Source organism: Maribacter sp. MAR_2009_72, assembly GCF_007827235.1.
Lineage (GTDB): Bacteria > Bacteroidota > Bacteroidia > Flavobacteriales > Flavobacteriaceae > Maribacter > Maribacter sedimenticola.
In genome coordinates this window covers 2773501-2796920 of sequence record NZ_VISB01000001.1, presented here as the reverse complement: position 1 = coordinate 2796920, position 23420 = coordinate 2773501, and the positions used below count along the sequence as shown (strand labels likewise).

Sequence of the window (23420 nt, the reverse complement as noted above, 5' to 3'; positions counted from 1 at the left end):
GGGGTTGTTGTTATTGGTGTCATTTTATTGAATGAGCGCATTGTCCAATCTCCAAACAGATTTTAAGAACCTATTTCAAAACGTTATAGGAGTAGACCTGCAGGTTTATAAAAATCTTAAATGATTTTAATTCTAAGTTGTGTAACGTTTTGTTGCCCGTTACAATAATTTGGCGGGTTTAAAAGAGCCCTTTTAAGCAACGCAATATACTATGCTCCAACACTATCTTTCTGCTATGATAGAAAAGGTGATACGCTGCCTTTTAGATCGTTAAATCAAAAAGCATGTTAGAGTTATAATTACACCCTTACATTGCCTTTAAAAAAGCTTTTGAGCATCATAGGTCTTTGCACTAAAGTTATATAATTAAAATGCGCAATTAAAGGTTAAATGACACGCTGCTATATAGTGGTGATATGGTAGTATCGTTTGGGATGTAAATCAACCAGCTTAATTATTTATTAAACGGAACAGTACCAATCAAAAAGGTTTAAAAATATAAATATCCTTCTGATCACAACCTTTAACTATCAATAGACAATGATGTATAGGGTTAATCTATAATACTAAAATGCGGTAGGAAATGGACCGTGATACTATACTGAGCATTCGCAATCTTAGTTCCCTGTAACTGAATTTTAGTATAAGGTCCTAAAGGTTGTGAACAGCTTTGAAAAAGAGTGCTGTTTATAATTGGAAAAGAGTTAATTGTTTAGTGATAATGAACATTATGCTTTGGAAGGTGTTGAACGTTCGGTTTAGGTCTTTGTCAGAATCATGCCATTTGTTCCTCGTTTACACGCATAATCCACATCTTTTCATTATACGCATCATTGAGTTTAGAATAGTATGAGATTAACGCATTGGTCCATGAATCATGCTTTTTTAGATAGACATATCTATAATTATTCTCAGGATTGATGAAATAGCTAGCACTAAGACCAAAGGAATTTAAAAGTTGTACAAAACGTTTTGCATTGTTAGGGTTTGCAAAGACATTTGCAATTAGATAATAGCCAGACCCTGCACCTTCAATAACATAAGATTTGGATTTGATATCATTTGCCGCAACGTTATCTTTCACAACTACATTCTTTGAAAGAATAGTATCATCATACTTTGAGGATTTTTGCTGAATCTTTTTAACGTTACTAACATAAGCATCGTTTGTATATCTATTATCTACATTCATTATCCACATTTTACCGTCATACCTTCCGTTTAAATTGGAATCATGGGCCGCCATGGCCTCCTCAAAAGTTTCAAATCGTTGTAGGTAAACATATTTAAGGCCGTTGTTGGGATTATCGATAACATCCGCATCTATACCCTGTTCGTTTAAAGAACCTAAAAACTTATCCATATACTTGCCCCCTTTATATACATTGGCAACTACATAATAGCCATCCTTAACATTGGGCAGGTCCTTGAACCTTCTGCTCTTTACCTTGTCCTGAGCGGTTTCTTGGCGAGAGCCGGTTGTCGTAGTACGATTGTTGATCGCTACGGCATCCTTAGGTTGTGTATGTTGCAACTTGTTTACCTCGTTGGTCTGGGAACTAATTTCCTTTACAGGTTTAAGTACTTTTGGTGATGCTTCATTTTGAGAAAGGGCAGATTCCATACCAGTGCTAGTAGCCTCTTTTTCTTGCTTAGAAGCCGGTTCCTGAACATTATCCTTAGGACTTTCCGCAAAAGCAACTCTATCCTCTTGAGGGGAAATAGGTTTATCAACAGAGGCTATATTGGTATTGTCCGTTTTATTCATAAATAGGTCCTTTGCCTTTTTCTCCAAGTCTGGTCTATTGCCATTGGTTTCGTTTCTTACCATACGCATGACCATTTCAAAACGACGCTCTAGGTCGCTTTGTCTTGCATTTTCAATTGAATCTTGACGAAACATCAATTCCTCTATAATGGCATCATTTTCTGCCAATTTTTGTTTTAGTATAGCTACCTCTTCATTGGTGGCCAGATTCTCGGGCTCCAGGTCATTATTTACCAGTTCATCTTCAAAATCGTCCTCTAACATAACCCTGTCCTCGGTAAGGTTTGGGGTAAAGGAATAGGCAAAGGAAATCTCATGGGTCAATCCAAAATTATCAAAATTATTGGACAGCCCTTTTTCCATGGTATATCCTAAAGATACCCTTCGGTTTAAATTAAAACCTACACCTGCCGCTGCGCCATAGAAGCTATCATAGCCACCTTGAATCCACCCTAATTTTGGTAAATCCAATATTAAACTACCGCCTAATGTAACATCTTCTTCCCCTATCTTTCTAACACGTGCCAAAGGCAACAACCTACCTTCTTGCAAAATACCTGATTGATTTTGAAACTGATGGGTATATTGTAAATGGCCCGAAAAGGTTTTGTCTTTAAACGCTGTTAAGGACTCACTGGTCTTAATATTATAATCAAACAGATTTTCAGCAAACATTCCTACATCAAATTTACCATAGGACAAGTTGAAACCAGGTTGAAAAGAAATGAGATTTTGATCTTGTAAACCGGCCAAGAATGGATCTTCTTCTACCGTGGAAGCCCTACCTTGGTCAAAACCACTATTATAGTAAGAAACATTGGCTCCAAAAGTAAAGTTGCTTTTATCGTTAAGTTTAATACCATAAGCATAGTTGGCCAAGACACCAAAATTACTTAAGGTTCCCATTCTTTGGGAATATAGGCTCAATCCTAAACCAGTTCGATCACTAATACGACCACTATAGCTTAAAAAGTAGTTTTGGTTATTGTCATCAAACTGAACGGATTGATTTCTGTGCAACAGATTAATATAGGATTTATCTTCCCTAACCGTAGAAAACGTAGGGTTGATCAAAAACCTGTTATACTTCAATAAGTTCTGTGCAGGTACATCATAGGCCACAAAAGGACTATCTTCCTGAGCAACCATTTTTACAATGGCGAACAAAAATAACAATAGGTATAAAACACTTTTCTTTAGCATGGTGGGCTTAACGTATTACTGTGATTGTTCCTTGTTTAAGGACATCACTGGCGTTTCTTATTTTATAATAAAACACCATATTTTGTTTGGTGAACGCAGTGGCTGACTGCGGCCAATTATTTTTATAGCCAAATTCATTAATTACTTCTTGGCCTTGTTCGTTATATATGATAACATTGATATCCGGTTTGTTAGAGTAAGAATTAGGAATTATCCATTGATCGTTGATACCATCTCCATTTACGGTAATTACGTTAGGAACCTTAAATGTATCCAATAAGGACACCTCCACCTGTTTTACAACGTCGCAATTATCTATGCTAGCAATTAAGGTATAACTGCCCGGCTCCGTAAGTGACAAGCTGTTGGATGCACTTAGTTCTTCATTGTTGGTGTTCAACCATCTATAACTTGTACCTCCGCTAGCGGTTATTGTTTTTGTTGATCCTTCCGTTAGCACAATATCAGAACCTTCATCAATGGTAATCAAGTTCTCGTCCATTGGTGAGATTGTTATTTCATTGGAGACCAAAGAACATCCATCATGATCTAACACCAGTTGATATATGCCAGTTTCAGTCACGCTCAATGAAGTGTCGCTCGTATTTATGGAAGCGCCGTTCAATTGCCAGTTGAAATTCCCTTCACTCAAATCAGTGTCCGTAGATAACGTAATGGCTTCACCCATAGCACAAAATACTGTTCCCGAACTAGCTATGGACAAGGTTTCGTTGGTCAGTAGTTGTACTGTCAAGGAATTGGATGTAGCATTGAACGTTTCAATACTTGCCGAAAGTCCATAGACTCCGTTCTCACTATTAGAGCCAATACTAACCGTCTGCCCATTAGCTCCGTTAATCGCTACATTATCTTTTTCCCATTGGTAAGTAAATGCATCTATTAATGCTGAGGTTACATCTGTAGTAGAGCCATCCTCCGCAATTGCGTTGATACGCTCAACACCTAAATTAATGGAAGTAGATTCACATGCATTATAGGAATCGTTATAAGTAATTGTTATGCTAAATGATTCTGGACTTACCACGTTTATCATCTCAGAATTCTTGCTAGTGACCGCACAAGAACCACCTGTTTGGGTAACTTCAGCATAATATGAACCTGCTTGTGTTATCGTTAAGTTATCAGAAGTTTGGCCATTAAGTTCAACGCCGTCCTTAAACCATTTAAAGTTTGGAGTATTTGCCGTTGTAGCAACCGTTAAAGTATGTGTTTGTGAAGGTAATAGTACCAGATCCGTATCGTTTTGTATGGTTACGGTGAATGCATCTGCATTGGAAATGGTAATAGGTGCCGATTGTTCGTTACAAATACCGGTTCCGGAAATTTCAACGACATAATCACCCTCAAACCCATTATTGGAAGCGTTTACGGAATAGGTAGATGCAATTGCACCGGTAATGGCCGTACCATCTTTATACCATTGATAATTCCAAGAGGGGTCGGTAGTATTAATACTTAGGGTTTCTATATCTGTACTACATAATGAAGTTTTTGTTGGTGCATTTATAGCAATTCCGTTACCAGATGCCCCAATACTAACATCAACAATGTTAGAATCTGTATTACCAGAACCTGTACAAGAAGGGCCATAATCAACATAGGCATTGTACATACCGGATTGCGTAACGAATAAGGTATGTCCTTTTTCACCACTAATTTCGGTACCACTACGATACCAAATATACTGATAGGTTTCTGGATTGGGAATATTATCAACTTGTAATGTTATGGGTCCCGTACTGCAAACACTTCCGGGAGGAATACCATCGCCTATCTCACTAATGTTAAGACTACTGGTTACATCCATATAGTACATATTGAATGCTTCTGATTCTGCACCAACCTTAACCGGATCAGTACTTCTTACACGTAATTTGTATCCTTGTCCCCTAGTATCGGTAGGGATTGCAAAATTGACGTCAAAGTTTTTAACTGAATTTTTGTCGGTTATGACAAGCAATTCGGTTGCAGACCCAAAATTACCCGAAGCATCTGAAAGCTCCAATATAAATTGGTTGGCGGCATTTGCGGTACCGGCCCATGTGATATTCACATAATAATCATTAAATCCTCCATTTCCCGCACAAACGGATGTCCATGGGGAATTACCGGATAAATTTGGGTTATCCGCAGGTTCCGGTGCATTGATGACTATTGCCTGTGCTGATAGTTGGAGAGCTCCAAACAGCATTAGCAATGCGCTAAACATGTAATTTCTGGTCAAGTTTTTCATAAGTATTTGTAGTTTTGGGGGCCACTACGGTTGAAAAGTCGGTTAATAAATTATTTACTTCACCTACAATTCATAGTCAAATATGTCAATATTACCGACGAAATGGAATTTTATGTTGTCGGAAGGAACATTTCTGTTGTGAAAGTCATTTAAAATAAGGTCAGTTATATTTAAACCTTTAAGTTAAGTCAATTTTGCTACTTTTGTAGACTGAAATTAAACGACATGAACGAGACATCAAAGTCTTTGAATTTTATTGAACAAATAGTAGAGGAAGACCTTGCAAATGGCTATGGAAGAGAGGATCTACGTTTTAGATTTCCCCCAGAACCAAATGGATATTTGCACATTGGTCATGCAAGTTCCATTTGCTTAAATTTTGGTTTAGGCTTACGGTATAATGCACCTGTAAATCTGAGGTTTGACGATACCAATCCGGCAAAAGAAGAACAAGAGTATGTTGATGCCATTAAAAAAGATGTGGAATGGCTGGGCTTCTCGTGGGATACCGAACGGTATGCGTCAGATTATTTCCAACAATTATATGATTGGGCCATTATTTTAATCAAGGAAGGAAAAGCTTATGTAGATGATCAATCATCTGAAGAAATGGCCGCCCAAAAAGGTACACCAACAGAGCCTGGCACCAATAGTCCAAATAGAAATCGGTCCATTGAAGAAAATTTAGACCTTTTTGATCAAATGAAACGCGGTGAATTTGGTGAGGGCACTCATGTACTTAGAGCTAAAATAGATATGTCCTCATCAAATATGTTAATGAGGGACCCTATCATGTACCGGGTCTTACATAAGGCGCACCATAGAACAAATACCGATTGGTGTATTTACCCTATGTATGATTGGACACATGGCGAAAGCGATTATATTGAGCAAGTATCCCATTCATTTTGTACGCTAGAGTTTGCAATGCACCGTGAATTATACAATTGGTTTTTGGACCAGGTTTATGAGCCTGGTAAGATACGGCCTAAACAGCGTGAATTTGCGCGTAGAAACCTTAGTCATACGGTTGTTAGCAAACGAAAGTTGTTACAATTGGTAGAGCAAGGTTTTGTAAACGGATGGGACGATCCAAGAATGCCAACGATTTCTGGATTGCGCAGAAGAGGTTATACTCCTGAATCCATTCGCAACTTTGTGGACACTATCGGAATCGCCAAAAGAGACAATCTTATTGACGTTTCCTTGTTGGAATTTACAATAAGGGAACATTTAAATAAGACCACCCATAGGGTAATGGGAGTTTTAAATCCATTAAAATTGGTTATTACCAATTATCCTGAAGGACAAACGGAATGGTTAGAGGCCGAAAACTCACCAGAAGACGAGCATGCCGGATCAAGGCAAGTACCTTTTTCAAGGGAATTATATATTGAGCAGGAAGATTTTAAAGAAGAAGCTAATAAAAAATTCTTCCGTTTAAAGTTGGGAGGAGAAGTTCGACTAAAAAACGGATATATTATTAAGGCGGAGAGCTGTACTAAAGATACCGACGGGAATATTGTAGAGGTACAATGTACTTACGACCCTAAAAGTAAAAGTGGAAGTGGTACCGAAGAAAGTTTAAGAAGGGTAAAGGGTACTTTGCACTGGGTGTCAATAGCACATGCAATTAAGACCGAAGTAAGGTTATATGACCGTTTATTTACCGATGAAAGTCCGGATACCCACAAGGATAAGGATTTTTTGGAATTTATTAATCCAGATTCCTTGAGCATTATTACAGGTTATGTAGAACCCGCTCTAAAAAGTGCTGCTATAGGCGACCGTTTTCAGTTTCAACGTTTAGGTTATTTCTGTGTTGACCCAGATAGTAACGACAACCTATTGGTTTTTAATAGAACAGTAGGGCTTAGGGATTCATGGGCTAAAATACAGGATAAAAAATAGGTAGATTTCAAAACGTTTGCACTATAATAAAATGAAATGCAAGAGGCCATTAAACATTATGCTTAATGGCCTCTTTCTATATACGTACTTGTACGATTAATAAACTCTTTGAGTCTTTCTATTGTACAGGTATAATACTAATCCTTATTCCTTAGGCTTTGGCTTGTTCGTTTTTTTCATGCTTTCCCCTATCATATTACTTGCGGTAAAACTTGCCACCATATTGTTCAGCATATCACTTCCCGCTTGTGGGGAATTGGGCAATAAAATCAGGTTGGTATTTGTTTCTTCCCCAATACTCTGTAGCGTGTCATAATGTTGTGTTACCACGATCAGGGCAGAGGCTTCCTGTGAGTTTATACCCACTTTGTTCAATACTTCTACGGATTCTTCAAGTCCCCTTGCTATTTCCCTTCTTTGATCGGCTATACCTTGCCCTTGTAACCGCTTACTTTCCGCTTCTGCCTTTGCTTTTTCTACAATTAAGATACGTGCGGCATCCCCTTCAAATTGCGCTGCTGTTTTTTGACGTTCAGAAGCATTTATGCGGTTCATTGCTTCTTTAACCTGCGCATCCGGGTCAATATCCGTCACCAAGGTCTTTATAATGTCATAACCATAATCTAGCATGGCATCCTGTAATTCTGATTTTACCGCTATGGCGATATCATCTTTGCGTACAAAAACATCATCCAACTTCATTTTAGGAACCTCGGCCCTTACTACATCAAATACATAGGAAGTAATTTGTTCATGAGGATATTCAAGCTTATAAAATGCATCGTAAACCTTTTCCCTGATAACCACATACTGCACGGAAACCTTAAGTTTCACAAAAACATCGTCCAAGGTTTTTGTTTCTATAATCACATCAAGCTGCTGAATTTTTAGACCTATTCTTGCCGCTATCCTTTGTACGAATGGAATCTTAAACTGGATTCCGGAATGACGAACACTGGTAAACCTACCAAATGTCTCAATTAATACCGCTGTCTGCTGTTTTACAATAAATACACCGGATAGCACGGTGAAAATGACAAGAAACGCTATCGGAATCCAAATAAATGAGCCCATAATTATTAATTTTATTGTTAATACTGGAAGATACAGAAACCCTTCTTAATATAAGTAGCTAAATGTCCGTATTTGTTACATCCCTGTATTTCTTTAAGTTATATACATGACATCTTAATTTACCGGTTATATTAAAACATCAAGCTTAACCACATTAAACTATATTTAAAGTATCTTCTATCACTCACAATACCTGTACTTATGTTAATAACGGTTCATCCAAAGTTGCCCATGCGAAATAAGACAATGACCAAATCATACTATATAAAATCTCTTGGTTTTGAAGAAATAGGCACCCAAGAATATCATGATTATCTCATGCTTAAGAAAGATGCGGTCGAATTACATTTTTTTCTATTTAAAGATTTAAATCCTAAAGATAATTATGGCCAAATCTATATCAGAACCAATGCAATAGACGAAATATACCGTTTGCTATTAGAGCGGCGAGTATCAATACATCCTAATGGAAAACTAGGGATAAGACCTTGGGGACAAAAGGAGTTTTCCCTTTTAGATCCGGATAATAATTTGTTGACATTTGGTCAAAGCAATATTTAACACCACTTAGTATAATTAAAAAGGCAGCTGTTACAGCTGCCTTTTCCTACGGGGTTAAGTTTATTGTATTAAATATCAAAACGATCCAAGTTCATAATCTTGGTCCAAGTTCTTGTGAAATCTCGTACAAATTTTTGTTTTGCATCTTCTGTTCCATAAACCTCTGCCAGAGCACGTAATTCGGAATTTGAACCGAAAATAAGATCTGCCCTTGTGGCGGTCCATTTTACGTTACCGGTCTTGCGGTCACTTCCTTCAAATACCGTGTCATCCTCTGTAGTGGCTTTCCATGTAGTGCCCATATCCAATAAATTAACAAAGAAATCATTGGTCAATACACCTGGATTATTAGTAAACACACCATGGTTAGAACCGTCATAATTAGTTCCCAACACACGCAGTCCACCAACAAGAACGGTCATCTCTGGAGCGGTCAATGTTAGTAAGTTGGCTCTATCTACCAAAAGTTCTTCGGCATTAACAGAATATTTTTGTTTCGTAAAGTTTCTGAATCCGTCGGCAATTGGCTCTAGCGCTTCAAAAGCTTCTACGTCGGTCATTTCCTGTGTCGCATCGGTACGGCCCGGAGCGAATTCCACTTCTGTTTCAAAACCTGCCAAACGGGCGGCATTTTCAACTGCTGCAGTACCTGCCAAAACAACTAAATCAGCAAATGATACTTTTTTGTTGCCAGACTGCTTATCGTTGAATTCTTTTTGTATTCTCTCCAAAGTTTGAACAACTTTTGTCAATTGCGCGGGATTGTTAACTTTCCAATCCTTTTGCGGTGCCAAACGGATTCTACCTCCATTGGCCCCTCCACGTTTATCAGAATCCCTGTAAGTAGAAGCGGACGCCCAAGCAGTAGCTACCAATTCTGAAGTTGAAAGTCCAGAAGATAAAATACTTTTTTTCAATTCTGCGATATCGCTATCATTTATCAATTCAAAATCAACAGATGGCACTGGGTCTTGCCATAATAGTTCCTCTTGTGGCACTTCAGGTCCTAAATACCTTTCCTTAGGTCCCATATCACGGTGGGTCAACTTAAACCAAGCACGAGCATAAGCATCTTCAAATTCTTTTGGATTTTCCAAAAAGTGTCTGGATATTTTTTCATATTCCGGATCCATTCTTAGAGACATATCCGTCACCAACATAAACGGCTGGTGTGTTTTCCCTTCAATATGGGCATCTGGCACCGTTCCTGCGCCTGCATCACCAACAGGCTTAAACTGCCAAGCCCCTGCAGGACTTTTAGTAAGTTCCCATTCAAATCCAAATAAGTTTTCAAAATACTTATGGCTCCATTTAGTGGGTGTTTGTGTCCATGCCCCTTCTAATCCACTTGTAATTGTATCTGCACCTACACCAGAATTATAGTTGTTTTTCCATCCTAAGCCTTGGGCGGTTATATCTGCAGCTGCTGGTTCAACCTCAATATAGTCGTCCGGACTGGCAGCACCATGTGTTTTACCAAAAGAGTGCCCTCCTGCAATCAAGGCAACGGTCTCATAATCGTTCATTGCCATTCTTTTGAACGTTTGTCTTATATAGTGCGCTGCCTCCAAAGGATCAGGGTTTGCATTGTGCCCTTCTGGATTAACATAAATTAAACCCATATGTGCAGCACCAAGCGGATTTTCCAATTCGTTTCCGCCCTCGTCGTATCGAGATTTATTTCCTAACCATTCCGTTTCAGAGCCCCAGTAAATATCTTCTTCCGGCTGCCAGATATCCTCACGTCCTCCTGCAAAACCGAACATTGGTAGTCCCATACTTTCATGAGCCACATTTCCGGTCAATATCATAAGATCTGCCCAAGATAATTTTCTGCCATATTTCTGTTTAATAGGCCATAACAAAAGTCTTGCCTTATCTAAATTAGCGTTGTCCGGCCAGCTGTTCAATGGTGCAAATCGTTGATTTCCAGAACTAGCGCCGCCCCTACCATCTGCAATACGGTAAGTACCAGCACTGTGCCAGGCCATACGGATAAAGAATGGTCCATAATGGCCATAATCCGCAGGCCACCAATCTTGGGTCTTGGTCATTAAATCAGCAATGTCCTTTTTAACCTCTGCAAGATCTAATGTCTTAAACTCTTCAGCATAATTAAAGTCATCATCCATTGGATCTGCCTTTTTAGAATGCAGTCTTAGGATGTTTAAATTCAGCATATTTGGCCACCAGTCTCTATTGCTGGTGCCGCCACCTGCAGCTTGGTTCAATTGGCCGTTCAAAAACGGGCAATCGGCAGCAGATGATTCATTCGTGTCCCAGGCTTCGCCTTTTCCATTAGTACTACTCATGATATAATTGATTTTTAAAGTTGTCCATATCTATCGAAAGTAAATTTATCAATATTTTATTTATGAAGTTTAGTATTTCAATAGATAAAAACTATGCAATATTTTTTATCTCAATACAATCCTTACTTTAATTCCAATATCATTCATTTTATCTGGCATCCATCTTTTAACAATATCTTATATAGTGTCCTTTTACAAAACTAGCTAACTTGCGCAACAAGGCGTAGACACCTAGTTAAGTTGAAAAATTGAATGGCAGTAAAAAAGAGGCAAAAGCAGGCCAAATGGTTACGTAGGTTTAGAAAGATACATAGGGCTACAGGGGCGGCACTTTTTATTTTTTTCTTTTTTATATCGGTTACCGGTCTTTTATTGGGTTGGAAAAAACATAGCGGTGGGCTAATACTTTCAAAGTCTTACCAAGGAACATCCACAGATTTAGCAGATTGGTTGCCACTTGATAGTCTTCAGCTTTTAGCAAACACCTATTTAATGGACAATGTATCGCCTAATTTATCTACTGAAATTGATAGAATAGATATTAGAAAAGACAAGGGAATGGTCAAATTCACGTATACCGATCATATTTGGGGCCTTCAACTAGATGGCACTACAGGTAAGCTCTTACATACGGAAAAACGTTATTCTGATCTTATTGAAAGAATCCATGATGGATCTATAATGGACCAATATCTAGGAACTAGTAACAACCCCTTGAAAGTACTGTATACATCTATTATGGGCGTTGCTTTATTGATTTTTACAATTACCGGATTTTGGTTATGGTACGGCCCCAAACGAATGCGCCGAAACAATTAATTATCTTAAAACATTGGCTTTGTATGTAATTACCCAGCCTAATACCTATGCAAAAATCCACTAAAAAGAACGAGGAGAAACCACCTGTATTACACCCGCGCAATAAACACAAGGGTAGGTATGACCTAAAGGCACTTTGTGGTTCGTCCCCAAACCTCAAAGAATTTATAATAAAAAACAAATACGGAAAGCAGTCTATAGACTTTTTTAATTCTACGGCAGTAAAAGCCCTGAACACGGCATTGGTCAAAGTTCATTATGGAATAGAATATTGGGATATACCAAATGGTTTTCTTTGTCCGCCCATTCCCGGTAGGGCCGATTATATACATCATTTAGCCGATTTATTGGCTTCCACAAACAAAGGGGTCATTCCTGTAGGTAAACACATAAAAGGCCTAGACATAGGAGTTGGGGCCAATTGTATATATCCAATAATTGGAAATGCCGTTTACGGATGGTCCTTTGCTGGAACGGATATTGACCAAAAGAAGATAGATTCGGCGGTGCTTATCGTCACGAAAAACCCAACTTTACAAGATAAAGTAGAACTTAGGCTCCAAACTCATCCTGGGCAAATTTTTAAAGAAGTAGTGGATGCAAATGAGAAAATTGATTTTTCCATCTGTAATCCCCCTTTTCATGCGAACCAAAAAGAGGCAGAAGCCGGCACATTGCGAAAATTGAGCAATCTTAAAAAGAAGCGAATAAAAAAACCGGAACTAAATTTTGGAGGTCAAGGTGGTGAGTTGTGGACGGACGGCGGAGAAAGGAAATTTATTCTTAATATGATCAATGAAAGTAAATACTTTGCAAAACAATGTGCTTGGTTCACTACATTGGTGTCAAAGCAATCCAATCTTAGAACATTTTATAACCGTTTAGAGGAAATTGGGGCTGTTGAACACCGTACAATACCAATGGGACAAGGAAACAAACAAAGTAGAATAGTGGCTTGGACCTTTTTAACTGCACAAGAACAGCAATCTTGGGTAGCGAACCGATGGATAAATAAGACGGATAATTAATTTAGCATTCTTGTTATTAATTTTTATAGATTGCCGAAAGACTTTGAATACCCGAAAGTTTAAAAAATAATTTTATCATATAAGGCCATGCTACTTATTCTAAAAAAGGGAAATGATGTGCAAACCCATATGATTTATCTATAGACTTTTTAAGGCTTATTTGACCCGTACATATTGTTTTGGGCGATTTTATTTTCCTTAAGGGTTAGGGCGGGCAAATTCTTTAAACACCCTCTTAAAAGCGTTCGTATGGCCGGAGAAAAAGATTTAAATTCCTTATTAAAAGGTTTACATCCAAAATTAAATCCTGGAACCTATGTTTTCATCACTACTAAAGCACCTCTTGATGTAGACCGATCACATATTATATTTGAATTTAAGGAGTATGAAGGGGTAACCCATATCATTTCTAAAGAAAAAGCTGAAGAACTCGAATTGGAATATGCCTTTGTATCTTCTTGGATAACTTTAAACGTACATTCCTCATTAGAGGCTATTGGCTTAACCGCCGCGATAGCTGGGGCTTTGACCAAAAATAATATTAGCTGTAACGTTGTTGCGGCCTTCTATCATGATCATCTTTTTGTTCCGGAAAACAAAACACGTTTGGCGATGGATGTTTTGGAAAAAATTACCAAACATTTATAACCACTATACCAGATGGTTCTTAAGAACGGATTAACCCAATTGACTTAACGCCATTTGAATTCTAGAAATACTTTCTTGTTTTCCTAGTAGTTCCATAATGTCAAAAATATGGGGGCCCTTCATGTCACCCACTAAAAAAAGGCGTAAGGGGGGCATAACCTTACCAAAAGAAAGCTCGGTTTCCGTAATCCAATCCTTGACCAACTGTTCCGTATTTTCCGAATTAAAATTGGAAATGGGTTCGAGAACCGTAATCAATTGATTCATGATGTCGGCGGTATCTTCTTTCCATTGTTTCTTTACGGCCTTTTCATTGTAGGTCGATGGTGCAATAAAGAAGTAATCGCTCAGCTCCCAAAAATCCGATACAAATACGGCCCTTTCCTTGATTAAGGAAATTACTTTGTTGATATAGCCCAATTCTTTTCTGTTGGCGTCATCCGCATATTTATCTACCGTAGGAAAATACAGTTTAGCCAAATCCTCATTATTGCTCTTTTGTAAATAATGTTGATTATACCACTTGGTTTTTTCTGGATCAAAACGAGCACCACTTTTGTTAACGCGTTCTAAACTAAATGTTTCCACCAGGTCCGATAAAGTAAAAATCTCTTGTTCCGTTCCTGGATTCCAACCTAATAAAGCCAAGAAATTAATTACGGCTTCTGGAAAATACCCGGCTTCCTTATACCCTTCTGACTCTAGCCATGATAATGGAAAGATAGGGAAACCCATTTTTTCACCATCCCTTTTACTCAATTTACCTTTGCCAACCGGTTTCATAATTAAAGGCAGGTGCGCAAAATTAGGAGCTTGCCACCCAAATGCATCATATAGTTGTTGGTGCAAGGCCAAGGATGGCAACCATTCCTCACCACGTATAACATGGCTTATTTCCATTAAATGGTCATCAACTATGTTGGCCAGATGATAGGTTGGCATTCCATCACTTTTAAACAAAACTTTATCATCAAGAATATTCGTATCAATTTCAATATCACCACGAATAATGTCCTTTAAGTGTAATTTTTCATCGGGTGGCGTTAAAAATCTTATAACATAATCCTCTCCATTATCCAAACGCTGCTGAACCTCCTCTGGCATTAATGAAAGGGAGTTGTCCAGTTTTAAACGGTTATGCCAATTATAGATAAAAGTTTTTCCTTTTTGTTCATGGTCCTTTCTGTGGAAATCCAATTTTTCGGCCGTATCAAAAGCATAATATGCCTTACCGTTATCTATCAGTTTTTGTGCGTATTCCTTATAAAGTGATTTACGTTCACTTTGTCTATAAGGTCCAAAACCTCCATCTTTTCCTATTCCTTCATCAAAAGGAATACCACACCAATTAAGGGCGTCAATAATATATTGTTCCGCACCTTCTACGTATCTATTCTGGTCCGTATCCTCTATTCGTAAAATAAATGTGCCACCATGTTTTTTGGCAAAAAGGTAATTGAACAAGGCCGTACGAACACCACCTATATGCAAGGGGCCAGTAGGGCTGGGAGCAAAACGAACGCGAACTTTAGAAGACATAATTTGATATTAAGGGTGCAAAGATACATAACCCCTTGTATTTTATTTGCTAAACAAAATCATATTCCCAATTTTGGACAAAACCTAAAATAAATATTCAAAACTGTTTGTCTCATGGGTTTTAACAATTTATTCCAAACAAACATAGGGTATAACCGTTATCTTGGTATAAAAAAGAACCATTGCAAGATTATAAATACATATTAGATAAGCTAAACCAGTTTATAAAAAAACATTATTCAAAGATTCTACTCAAAGGTTTGTTGCTGTTCATTGCCTTTGGATTACTGTTTTTTATACTCATTATAAGTATAGAATATTTCTTTTGGCTCAATACCACAGGAAGGTTTATTCTGTTCGGTATTTTTTTGTTGGTAGAATCATTTTTACTGTTCAAATATATCTTAACCCCCATATTTTACCTTTTTCGAATTAAAAAAGGAATAGGACCAAAAGATGCTGCGGTTCTTATTGGAAAGCACTTTCCTGAAGTTGGCGACAAACTAACCAATTTGATAGAACTTGCAGATGACAAACAACAATCAGAATTATTATTAGCCAGCATTGCCCAACGCTCCAAACAATTGAACCCGGTTCCCTTTACAAATGCTATAGACTATAAAGAAGCTTTTGGTTATAGTAAATATGCCATTATACCGCTTTGTATTTTGGCAGTAGTCTACATATCCGGAAATTGGAATTCATTTTTTGGTACTTATGATAGGGTAGTGAATTATCAGTTAGCGTTTGAAAAGCCTGCTCCATTTCATTTTGAATTAATGAACAAAAATCTAAATGTATTGGAGGACCGCTCATTAACTGTTCATGTAACGACCAAAGGATCTATTAAACCAGAAAATGTATTTATAAATATTGAAGGGAAAGAGGTTTTGTTACCATATGAAAACGGATTTTACACGCATACCTTTAAACCTCCCTTAAAAAACACATCGTTTCATTTTACGGCGAACAATGTTACATCAGCTACCTACAACTTAACTTCTTTGGACACACCGTATATATTGGATTTTAGTTTACAGTTGAATTACCCTACATACTTAGGTAAAAAAAATGAAACAATAAAAGGAACGGGAAACGCTGTAATTCCAGAAGGTACCGAGGTTTCATGGAAAATTAACACAAAAAATACCGAGAAGATTAATTTGATTACTAGTGATACATCATTAGTCTTACAAAATAATGAAGAACTATTTAATATCAATAAAAGAATTTATAACAATCTAAAATATCAATTAACTACCAGTAATGAAAATGTAAGTGATTATGAAGAGTTGTCCTATGCACTAACCGTTATAAAAGATGGTTATCCTACAATAGAGGTAACCCAAATCCTTGACTCCTTAAACCTGAACGTGTCCTATTTTACAGGAAATGCATCAGATGATTATGGATTGGACAATATTACTTTGGTCTACTACGAAACTGCAAATGAAAAAGAATTACAAACACTGGAATTGAGTAGACCCAAAAACAATTTTGAACAATTTTATTATACGTTTCCCTCCGGTTTAAACCTTGATGCGGGTAAAGATTATAGTTACTATTTTCAAGTTACGGACAATGATGCCATACATGCAGGTAAATCTGCTAAAACACAGGTTTTTCAACAAACTTTATTAGATGATGATGAATTAAGAAATAAGGATTTGGAATCACAACAAACACTGATCAAGGACTTGGATAAAACCTTACAACGCGCAAAAGAGCAAAAAGAATCTTTGGAAGAACTCAACCAAAACCAAAAAGAAAAAAACAGTCTCAATTTTGGTGATCAAAACGAAATAAAGGATTTTCTGAAAAAGCAAGAAAGACAAGAACAACAAATGCAAAAGTTCAGCAAAGAGTTGAAGGAAAATCTTAAAAAAAGTAACCAAGATGACAAATTAAACCAATTGTTACAAGAACGTTTGGAACGGCAAGAACTAGAAGCAAAAAAGAACGAAAAATTATTGGAGGAACTAAATAAGATAGCTGATAAAATCAACAAGGAGGAGTTAAAAAAGAAGTTGGAGGAACTAGCTAAAAATCAACAAAACAGTGAGCGCAGTCTGGAACAATTATTAGAACTGACAAAGAGGTATTATGTAACCGAAAAAGCAGCGCAATTAGCTAAAGACCTTGAGGAATTGGCCAAAGAACAAGAAAAACTATCCACGGAAGGAAACGACAAAAACAAGGCTGAATCACAAGATAAATTGAACAAAAAATTTGATGCCATCGAAGCAGAGTTAGATGATTTGGAAAAGGACAATGAGGCATTAAAAAAACCAATAGATTTAAAAATTGAAAAAAGCAAAAAAGATGGTATTCAAAAAGATCAAGATGATGCTTTAAAAGAACTACAAAAAGAACAAGATATAAACCAATCTGAGAAAAATCCAGCAGCGGAAAAACAAAAATCCGCATCAGATAAAATGAAAGAAATGAGTGAAGATTTGTCGTCTTCATCTGCAGGTGGTGGGGGTGGTTCTTCCTTATCCGAAGATGCAGAAATGTTACGTCAGATATTGGATAATTTAATTGTTTTTTCTTTTAAGCAAGAAAACCTTTATGATCGGTTAAGTGCCCAAAAAGATTATGATGCCAATCAATACTCTAAAACCGTAAAGGACCAAAATGAATTAAAAGGACTATTTGAACATGTAGACGATAGTCTTTTTGCGCTTTCCTTAAGACAGGCAGAATTATCTGAATTTGTAAATGAACAGATTACAGAAGTATATTATAATATTGACAAATCTCTACAAACATTGGCAGATGGTCAGGTTTACCAAGGTATTTCACATCAAAAATATGTTCTTACAGCCGCAAACAGTCTAGCAGATTTTCTTGCAGAAGTAATGGACAATATGCAGCAAAACATGCAAATGGGAAAAGGGACCGGAAATAGTGAAAATGAATTTCAACTACCCGATATTATAGAAGGTCAAGAAAATATTGGTCAGAAAATGAATGGTCAAAAAGGAGCTGAAGGAGAGGGTAAAAATGGAAAGAGCGGTGAAGGGAACAAAGGAAAATCCGGAGAAAAAGGTAAAGATGGACAAGGAGGGGAACAGGGTGATAAAGGTGAAGAAGGATCCGGAAAAAATGGTAAACAAGGAAAAGGCAAAGATGGACAAGGGGGACAAAATGGCCAGGGGGGACAAAATGGTCAAAATGGTAATGGAAATTCCACTTCTGGAAACGGTCAAGATCAAATGAGCGAGGAAGAGATGAAAGAACTTTTTGAAATCTATCAAAGTCAGCAAAAAATAAGGCAAGCTTTAGAAGATCAACTTAAAAACATGATTAACGGTGGTGACCAGAAATTAGGAGAAAAATTAGTACGCCAAATGGAAGATTTTGAGAATGATTTATTAGAAAACGGAATTACACAACGCACTATCAACAAAGCAAATAACATTCAATATGAGTTACTTAAGTTAGAAAATGCTGCGTTAAAACAAGGAAAAAAATCTGAACGGGAAAGTAATACAAACCTAAAAAACTTCACGAATCCTATTACTACTAAACCCTCATTATTAGATAATTATCGCAATGAAGTAGAAATTTTAAATAGGCAAAGCTTACCTTTGCGCCAAAATTTTAGAACAAAGGTAAAAGAGTACTTCAAAGCCCATGATAAACTTCAATTATCTAACTGATTTTCATTTAAACACAGAAGAATTATTTTCTAATTGGTTGTCTAACGTTTGTATTAGCGAAGGATTTTCAATAGGAGAGCTGAACTATATTTTTTGTGATGATGATTATCTTTTAAAAATTAATCAAGACTACCTTCAGCACGATTACCTTACGGATATAATTACGTTTGATTATGTGGAAGGAAAAACCTTATTTGGCGACCTATATATTTCCATAGATCGTATAAAGGATAATGCGAACGAGTTTAATTTTACTTTTGATAATGAATTAAAGCGTGTAATGGTACATGGTGTTTTACACTTAATGGGTTATTCAGATAAAACGCATTCGGCAATAACAGAGATGCGTTTTAAAGAAGATGAAAAAATAAAGCTGTTCCACGTGGAACAATAAAGATATGTTTGGAGAAAAATATGATGTAATCGTAGTAGGAGGTGGTCATGCCGGCGCAGAAGCTGCGGCCGCAGCCGCCAACATGGGGTCAAAAACTCTTTTGGTCACCATGAATTTGCAAAATATTGGACAAATGTCCTGTAACCCCGCTATGGGTGGTATTGCAAAAGGTCAAATTGTTAGGGAAATTGACGCATTAGGTGGATATAGCGGAATTGTTTCCGATAAATCTGCCATACAATTTAAAATGCTTAACAAATCCAAGGGTCCGGCAATGTGGAGTCCAAGAACCCAAAATGATAGAATGTTATTTGCAGAAGAGTGGAGACTAATGCTAGAAGGGACACCAAATGTTGATTTTTATCAAGAAATGGTATCCGGACTATTAGTTGAAAACGGTAAGATAGCCGGAGTCAAAACTTCTTTAGGTATTGAAATAAAATCTAAATCTGTTATTTTAACGAACGGTACTTTTTTAAACGGATTAATACATATTGGTGAAAAGCAATTTGGTGGAGGTAGGGCTGGAGAAAAAGCCGCTACAGGTATAACAGAGCAATTGGTAGAATTAGGATTTGAAAGTGGTAGGATGAAAACTGGTACACCACCACGAGTAGATGGCAGGTCGTTAGATTATTCAAAAATGTCTGTTCAACCAGGTGATGCGCAACCAGAAAAATTTTCGTACACAAATACACAAGTACTACAACACCAAAGAGATTGCCACATGACACATACAAGTGCTTTGGTACATGATTTGTTACGGGAAGGATTTGACCGCTCCCCAATGTTCAATGGTAGAATAAAAAGTTTAGGACCTAGATATTGTCCTTCCATAGAAGATAAAATAAATCGATTTGCAGATAAGGATAGCCATCAAATGTTTGTTGAACCCGAAGGATGGAAAACGGTAGAAGTTTATGTAAATGGATTTTCAACTTCACTGCCGGAAGACGTACAATTTAAAGCATTGCGTTCTGTGGTAGGGTTTGAAAATGTGAAATTTTTTAGACCTGGTTATGCTATTGAATATGATTATTTTCCACCAACTCAACTAAGACATACGTTAGAAACTAAATTGGTAGAAAATCTTTATTTCGCAGGACAGATAAACGGAACAACAGGATATGAGGAAGCTGCATCCCAAGGATTAATGGCCGGTATAAATGCACATCTAAAAAATAATGAACAATCCCCATTAATATTAAAAAGAGATGAGGCCTACATTGGAGTTTTGATCGATGACCTAATTACAAAAGGGACTGAAGAGCCATATAGAATGTTTACATCTAGAGCAGAATATAGAACATTATTAAGACAGGACAATGCAGACTTACGTCTTACCCCATTAAGTTATGCAATTGGATTAGCTGATGAAGATAGGATGAAACGAATGGAAGAAAAACTTAATAAATCCGAAGCTTTAGTAAATTTCTTTAAGGAAACCAGTGTATTGCCAAAGGATATTAATCCCATTTTAAAAGAAGTAGATTCAGCTCCTGTAAAACAATCCGATAAAATGTACAAACCTTTTTCCAGACCAAATGTTACTATGAATCACATGAAAACATTACCCATAGTATCTGACTACATTACCACTCATAATTTAGATAACGAGGTGCTAGAACAAGCAGAAATACAAATAAAATACTCTGGATATATAGCAAAGGAAAAAGTTAATGCTGATAAATTGCATAGACTGGAAGCAGTTAAAATTCCAGATAATTTTGACTACACCAAATTAAAATCATTATCCTTTGAAGCGCGCGAAAAATTATCCAAAATTAAACCGGTAACAATATCACAAGCATCAAGAATTAGTGGAGTTACTCCAAGTGACATCAGCGTACTTTTGGTTTTCTTAGGCCGGTAGGGGAAATTGTTCCACGTGGAACATTGATTAAAATTTCAAAATAAACAACAGCAATTTTATGTCCAAAAAAAAGGTATATATTAAAACGAAGGACTATTCTATAAGTAAAGAATCGTTTATATTAGAATACGAACCCTCTCTAGATATGCTTATAACAACGCCTCAACCTAAAGATATTTCAAAATATTATAAAGAAGAATCTTACATTTCACATAAAGATGAATCAAAACAATTTTTAGATAAAATCTATTTTATTGTAAAAAAATACACACTAAATAATAAAGTTAAATTCATCTCACAATACCAACATGAATCACAAACGTTATTGGATATTGGTACAGGAACAGGAGATTTTCTAAATGAAGCCAAAAGAAAAAACTGGACAACGACCGGAATTGAAATTAACCCTATTGCTAGAGAAAAAGCTCAAAGTAAAGAACTAGAAATTTTAAAATCCATAGAACATTTAGGTGATAAAAAATACAACGTTATTACCTTATGGCATGTACTAGAACATCTTCCTAATTTAGAGGAACAGATAGAAAAGCTAGATAATTTGCTTGAAGTAGGAGGTACCTTAATCATAGCTGTACCAAATTATAAATCCTATGATGCAAAGTATTACAAACATCATTGGGCCGCTTTTGATGTTCCCAGACATCTATGGCATTTTTCCAAAAACTCCATAAAAATACTTTTTAAGAAAAAAGGGTTGAACATTAAAAAAATTACCCCTATGTATTTTGACTCCTATTACGTATCCATTTTATCCGAAAAATATAAAAATGGAAAAATTAATTATTTTAATGCTATATACAGAGGATGGCAATCAAATTTAGAAGCTAGACGCACTGGAGAGTATTCTTCGTTAATTTATACCCTACAAAGAGGATAAAATCCATTTTAAAGCTATTTAAACGAATATTTATTAATAAAGTAGGTGTTTATATAGCAAATTATAAAAAACCCATTAGAATATATTATATAACGTAAAATATTATCAGTAATACTTATATTAAAATTATTTATAATAACTAATATCAATAATTACCAAATTTCTAGTAGATATCTATTTAATATACAATTAACAATCTAAAAAGCTTTACTACTTTTGCAACATCTAAAAATGAAAAAAATGAAAAACGTAATTGTATTATTGGCAATTGTATTATTGGCATCTTGCCAGCAAGAAAAAATAGGATATGTCGATAATGTTAAATTGATGGACGAGTATCAACAAAAAATCGATGTAGAAGCTAAATTTAAAGAAAGGGCAGATGTACTTGCTAAAAGAAGAGATAGTATTTCACAGGCTTTCCAAATGGAAGCACAAGCCTTTCAAACTAAGGCTCAATCTATGTCTCAAAGCAAAGCCCAAGAAGAATATGCAGCAATGCAGCAAAAAGGCCAAATGATAGGTCAACAATTACAGCAACAAGATCAACAACTTCAAATAGAAGGACAAACTGAAATGGACAGTATTGTATCTTCCGTAAAAAAAGAAATAAAGGCTTATGGTAAAGCCAATGGTTATTCCTATATATTAGGTGGCGGAGATGGTGGAAGTGTTCTTTATGGTACGGAAGCTAATGATTTAACAGATGAAATTGTCAAAATATTAAACGACAAATACAAGAAGTAATCTTTCAAAATAGTTAAGAAAGCCGGTAGAATTACCGGCTTTTTTTATTCTACTATACTATATTCCAGATTTTCCAACCTCTTTTCTATATCAAACTGGTTTTTAGGTAAAAATCCTTTAACAATCAAAACTATACCACATATTATCAATATTATCCCAATTATCTTCTTTATCCATTTAATACGATTTACCGTAAGTTTTCTCTTTAACTGCTTGGCAAGTAATATTTTAAAAATATCCGTTACAAAATAAGACAATAATACGGTAGCAAAAAAAGTTATGAACCTATTAGGTTGGTTATCCAAACTAGGCCCAACTATTATGATGATACCTAGCCAAAATACCAGAACACCTATATTGATAAAATTTAAAAGAAAACCTTTAATAAACAATCCGAGAAAATCAGATTTTCTAATACGTTTAGATTCATCCGGTAAGGTAATATTACCCACTTTAAAAAAAGTAAATACACCATATATCAATAAAATAACACCGCCAAAAACGTATAGACCCGGTTGGTTACTTAAATTTTCAAGAAGCTGAAAACTACTAAAGTAAGCAAGTATTATAAATAAAACATCGGCCAAAAGAACACCTAAATCAAAGGTTATTGCAGCCCTAAATCCTTTTACCGCACTAGTCTGTAATAAAACAAAGAAAACAGGGCCTACCATAAAGCTTAGAAAAAAGCCTAAAGGAATTGCAGCCTGGATATCTTCTAACATGTAA

Annotated in this window: 16 protein-coding genes; 10 read left to right on the top strand and 6 right to left on the bottom strand. The window is 36.2% G+C overall.

What is annotated here, in order from left to right:
- Window positions 1-775: 775 nt before the first annotated feature.
- Both JM81_RS11805 and JM81_RS11800 read right to left on the bottom strand, forming a co-directional pair.
- A complete protein-coding gene (locus tag JM81_RS11805) occupies window positions 776-2971 on the bottom strand; it encodes a type IX secretion system membrane protein PorP/SprF (RefSeq protein WP_144803670.1) in 2196 nt (731 codons plus the stop codon).
- Between the two features lie 7 nt (window positions 2972-2978).
- Window positions 2979-5225, bottom strand: coding sequence for a gliding motility-associated C-terminal domain-containing protein (locus tag JM81_RS11800; RefSeq protein WP_261375023.1), 2247 nt, complete (start codon window positions 5223-5225; stop codon window positions 2979-2981).
- Between the two features lie 225 nt (window positions 5226-5450).
- On the opposite strand from JM81_RS11800, the gene JM81_RS11795 reads away from it, so the two are divergent.
- Complete coding sequence (locus JM81_RS11795) at window positions 5451-7136, top strand: glutamine--tRNA ligase/YqeY domain fusion protein (RefSeq protein ID WP_144803668.1); 1686 nt, start codon at window positions 5451-5453, stop codon at window positions 7134-7136.
- A gap of 144 nt (window positions 7137-7280) precedes the next feature.
- On the opposite strand, the gene JM81_RS11790 is transcribed toward JM81_RS11795, so the two are convergent.
- Window positions 7281-8210, bottom strand: coding sequence for an SPFH domain-containing protein (locus tag JM81_RS11790; RefSeq protein ID WP_089261226.1), 930 nt, complete (start codon window positions 8208-8210; stop codon window positions 7281-7283).
- Between the two features lie 231 nt (window positions 8211-8441).
- Between JM81_RS11790 and JM81_RS11785 the strand changes: the two genes are divergently transcribed.
- A complete protein-coding gene (locus tag JM81_RS11785; protein ID WP_315897751.1) occupies window positions 8442-8771 on the top strand; it encodes a VOC family protein in 330 nt (109 codons plus the stop codon).
- 68 nt (window positions 8772-8839) lie between these two features.
- On the opposite strand, the gene katG is transcribed toward JM81_RS11785, so the two are convergent.
- The gene (katG, locus tag JM81_RS11780; protein WP_144803665.1) at window positions 8840-11083 is read right to left on the bottom strand and encodes a catalase/peroxidase HPI; all 2244 of its coding nucleotides are present in this window, start codon (window positions 11081-11083) and stop codon (window positions 8840-8842) included.
- Between the two features lie 252 nt (window positions 11084-11335).
- Here katG and JM81_RS11775 point away from each other — a divergent pair, with 252 nt between their 5' ends.
- The 3 genes from JM81_RS11775 to JM81_RS11765 all read left to right on the top strand — a co-directional run bounded on the left by JM81_RS11775 (window position 11336) and on the right by JM81_RS11765 (window position 13578).
- Complete coding sequence (locus JM81_RS11775; protein WP_144803663.1) at window positions 11336-11902, top strand: PepSY domain-containing protein; 567 nt, start codon at window positions 11336-11338, stop codon at window positions 11900-11902.
- Between the two features lie 47 nt (window positions 11903-11949).
- Window positions 11950-12930, top strand: coding sequence for a 23S rRNA (adenine(1618)-N(6))-methyltransferase RlmF (gene rlmF, locus JM81_RS11770; RefSeq protein WP_144803661.1), 981 nt, complete (start codon window positions 11950-11952; stop codon window positions 12928-12930).
- A 249-nt stretch (window positions 12931-13179) separates the two neighbouring features.
- Complete coding sequence (locus JM81_RS11765; RefSeq protein WP_144803659.1) at window positions 13180-13578, top strand: ACT domain-containing protein; 399 nt, start codon at window positions 13180-13182, stop codon at window positions 13576-13578.
- 30 nt (window positions 13579-13608) lie between these two features.
- On the opposite strand, the gene gltX is transcribed toward JM81_RS11765, so the two are convergent.
- Window positions 13609-15117, bottom strand: a complete 1509-nt coding sequence (gene gltX, locus JM81_RS11760) for a glutamate--tRNA ligase (RefSeq protein ID WP_144803657.1) — start codon at window positions 15115-15117, stop codon at window positions 13609-13611.
- A 182-nt stretch (window positions 15118-15299) separates the two neighbouring features.
- Here gltX and JM81_RS11755 point away from each other — a divergent pair, with 182 nt between their 5' ends.
- The 5 genes from JM81_RS11755 (at window position 15300) to JM81_RS11735 (ending at window position 22691) form a co-directional block, all read left to right on the top strand.
- On the top strand, window positions 15300-18782 hold the full coding sequence (locus JM81_RS11755) for a DUF4175 family protein (protein ID WP_144803655.1): 3483 nt from the start codon (window positions 15300-15302) through the stop codon (window positions 18780-18782).
- Entirely contained in the window at window positions 18757-19176 is a 420-nt protein-coding gene (gene ybeY / locus JM81_RS11750) for an rRNA maturation RNase YbeY (protein ID WP_144803653.1), read from the top strand. Before JM81_RS11755 ends, ybeY begins: the two co-directional genes overlap by 26 nt.
- 4 nt (window positions 19177-19180) lie before the next feature.
- Complete coding sequence (gene mnmG / locus JM81_RS11745; protein ID WP_144803651.1) at window positions 19181-21049, top strand: tRNA uridine-5-carboxymethylaminomethyl(34) synthesis enzyme MnmG; 1869 nt, start codon at window positions 19181-19183, stop codon at window positions 21047-21049.
- 58 nt (window positions 21050-21107) lie between these two features.
- Window positions 21108-21944: a class I SAM-dependent methyltransferase gene (locus JM81_RS11740; RefSeq protein WP_144803649.1), complete on the top strand. Its 837-nt coding sequence runs from the start codon at window positions 21108-21110 to the stop codon at window positions 21942-21944.
- A 240-nt stretch (window positions 21945-22184) separates the two neighbouring features.
- Window positions 22185-22691 (top strand): OmpH family outer membrane protein, encoded by a 507-nt coding sequence (locus tag JM81_RS11735; protein WP_089261277.1) that lies wholly within the window; start codon window positions 22185-22187, stop codon window positions 22689-22691.
- Between the two features lie 44 nt (window positions 22692-22735).
- Here JM81_RS11735 and JM81_RS11730 read toward each other — a convergent pair whose 3' ends face one another.
- Window positions 22736-23416, bottom strand: a complete 681-nt coding sequence (locus JM81_RS11730) for a LysE family translocator (RefSeq protein WP_144803647.1) — start codon at window positions 23414-23416, stop codon at window positions 22736-22738.
- Window positions 23417-23420 lie beyond the last annotated feature (4 nt).

Coding starts and splice junctions, on each gene's coding strand:
- JM81_RS11735 (WP_089261277.1), top strand. CDS start 22,185: ATGAAAAACGTAATTGTATTATTGGCAATTGTATTATTGGCATCTTGC.
- mnmG (WP_144803651.1), top strand. CDS start 19,181: ATGTTTGGAGAAAAATATGATGTAATCGTAGTAGGAGGTGGTCATGCC.
- JM81_RS11775 (WP_144803663.1), top strand. CDS start 11,336: ATGGCAGTAAAAAAGAGGCAAAAGCAGGCCAAATGGTTACGTAGGTTT.
- JM81_RS11800 (WP_261375023.1), bottom strand. CDS start 5,225: ATGAAAAACTTGACCAGAAATTACATGTTTAGCGCATTGCTAATGCTG.
- JM81_RS11765 (WP_144803659.1), top strand. CDS start 13,180: ATGGCCGGAGAAAAAGATTTAAATTCCTTATTAAAAGGTTTACATCCA.
- katG (WP_144803665.1), bottom strand. CDS start 11,083: ATGAGTAGTACTAATGGAAAAGGCGAAGCCTGGGACACGAATGAATCA.
- JM81_RS11730 (WP_144803647.1), bottom strand. CDS start 23,416: ATGTTAGAAGATATCCAGGCTGCAATTCCTTTAGGCTTTTTTCTAAGC.
- gltX (WP_144803657.1), bottom strand. CDS start 15,117: ATGTCTTCTAAAGTTCGCGTTCGTTTTGCTCCCAGCCCTACTGGCCCC.
- JM81_RS11740 (WP_144803649.1), top strand. CDS start 21,108: ATGTCCAAAAAAAAGGTATATATTAAAACGAAGGACTATTCTATAAGT.
- JM81_RS11805 (WP_144803670.1), bottom strand. CDS start 2,971: ATGCTAAAGAAAAGTGTTTTATACCTATTGTTATTTTTGTTCGCCATT.
- rlmF (WP_144803661.1), top strand. CDS start 11,950: ATGCAAAAATCCACTAAAAAGAACGAGGAGAAACCACCTGTATTACAC.
- JM81_RS11785 (WP_315897751.1), top strand. CDS start 8,442: ATGCGAAATAAGACAATGACCAAATCATACTATATAAAATCTCTTGGT.
- JM81_RS11790 (WP_089261226.1), bottom strand. CDS start 8,210: ATGGGCTCATTTATTTGGATTCCGATAGCGTTTCTTGTCATTTTCACC.
- JM81_RS11795 (WP_144803668.1), top strand. CDS start 5,451: ATGAACGAGACATCAAAGTCTTTGAATTTTATTGAACAAATAGTAGAG.
- ybeY (WP_144803653.1), top strand. CDS start 18,757: ATGATAAACTTCAATTATCTAACTGATTTTCATTTAAACACAGAAGAA.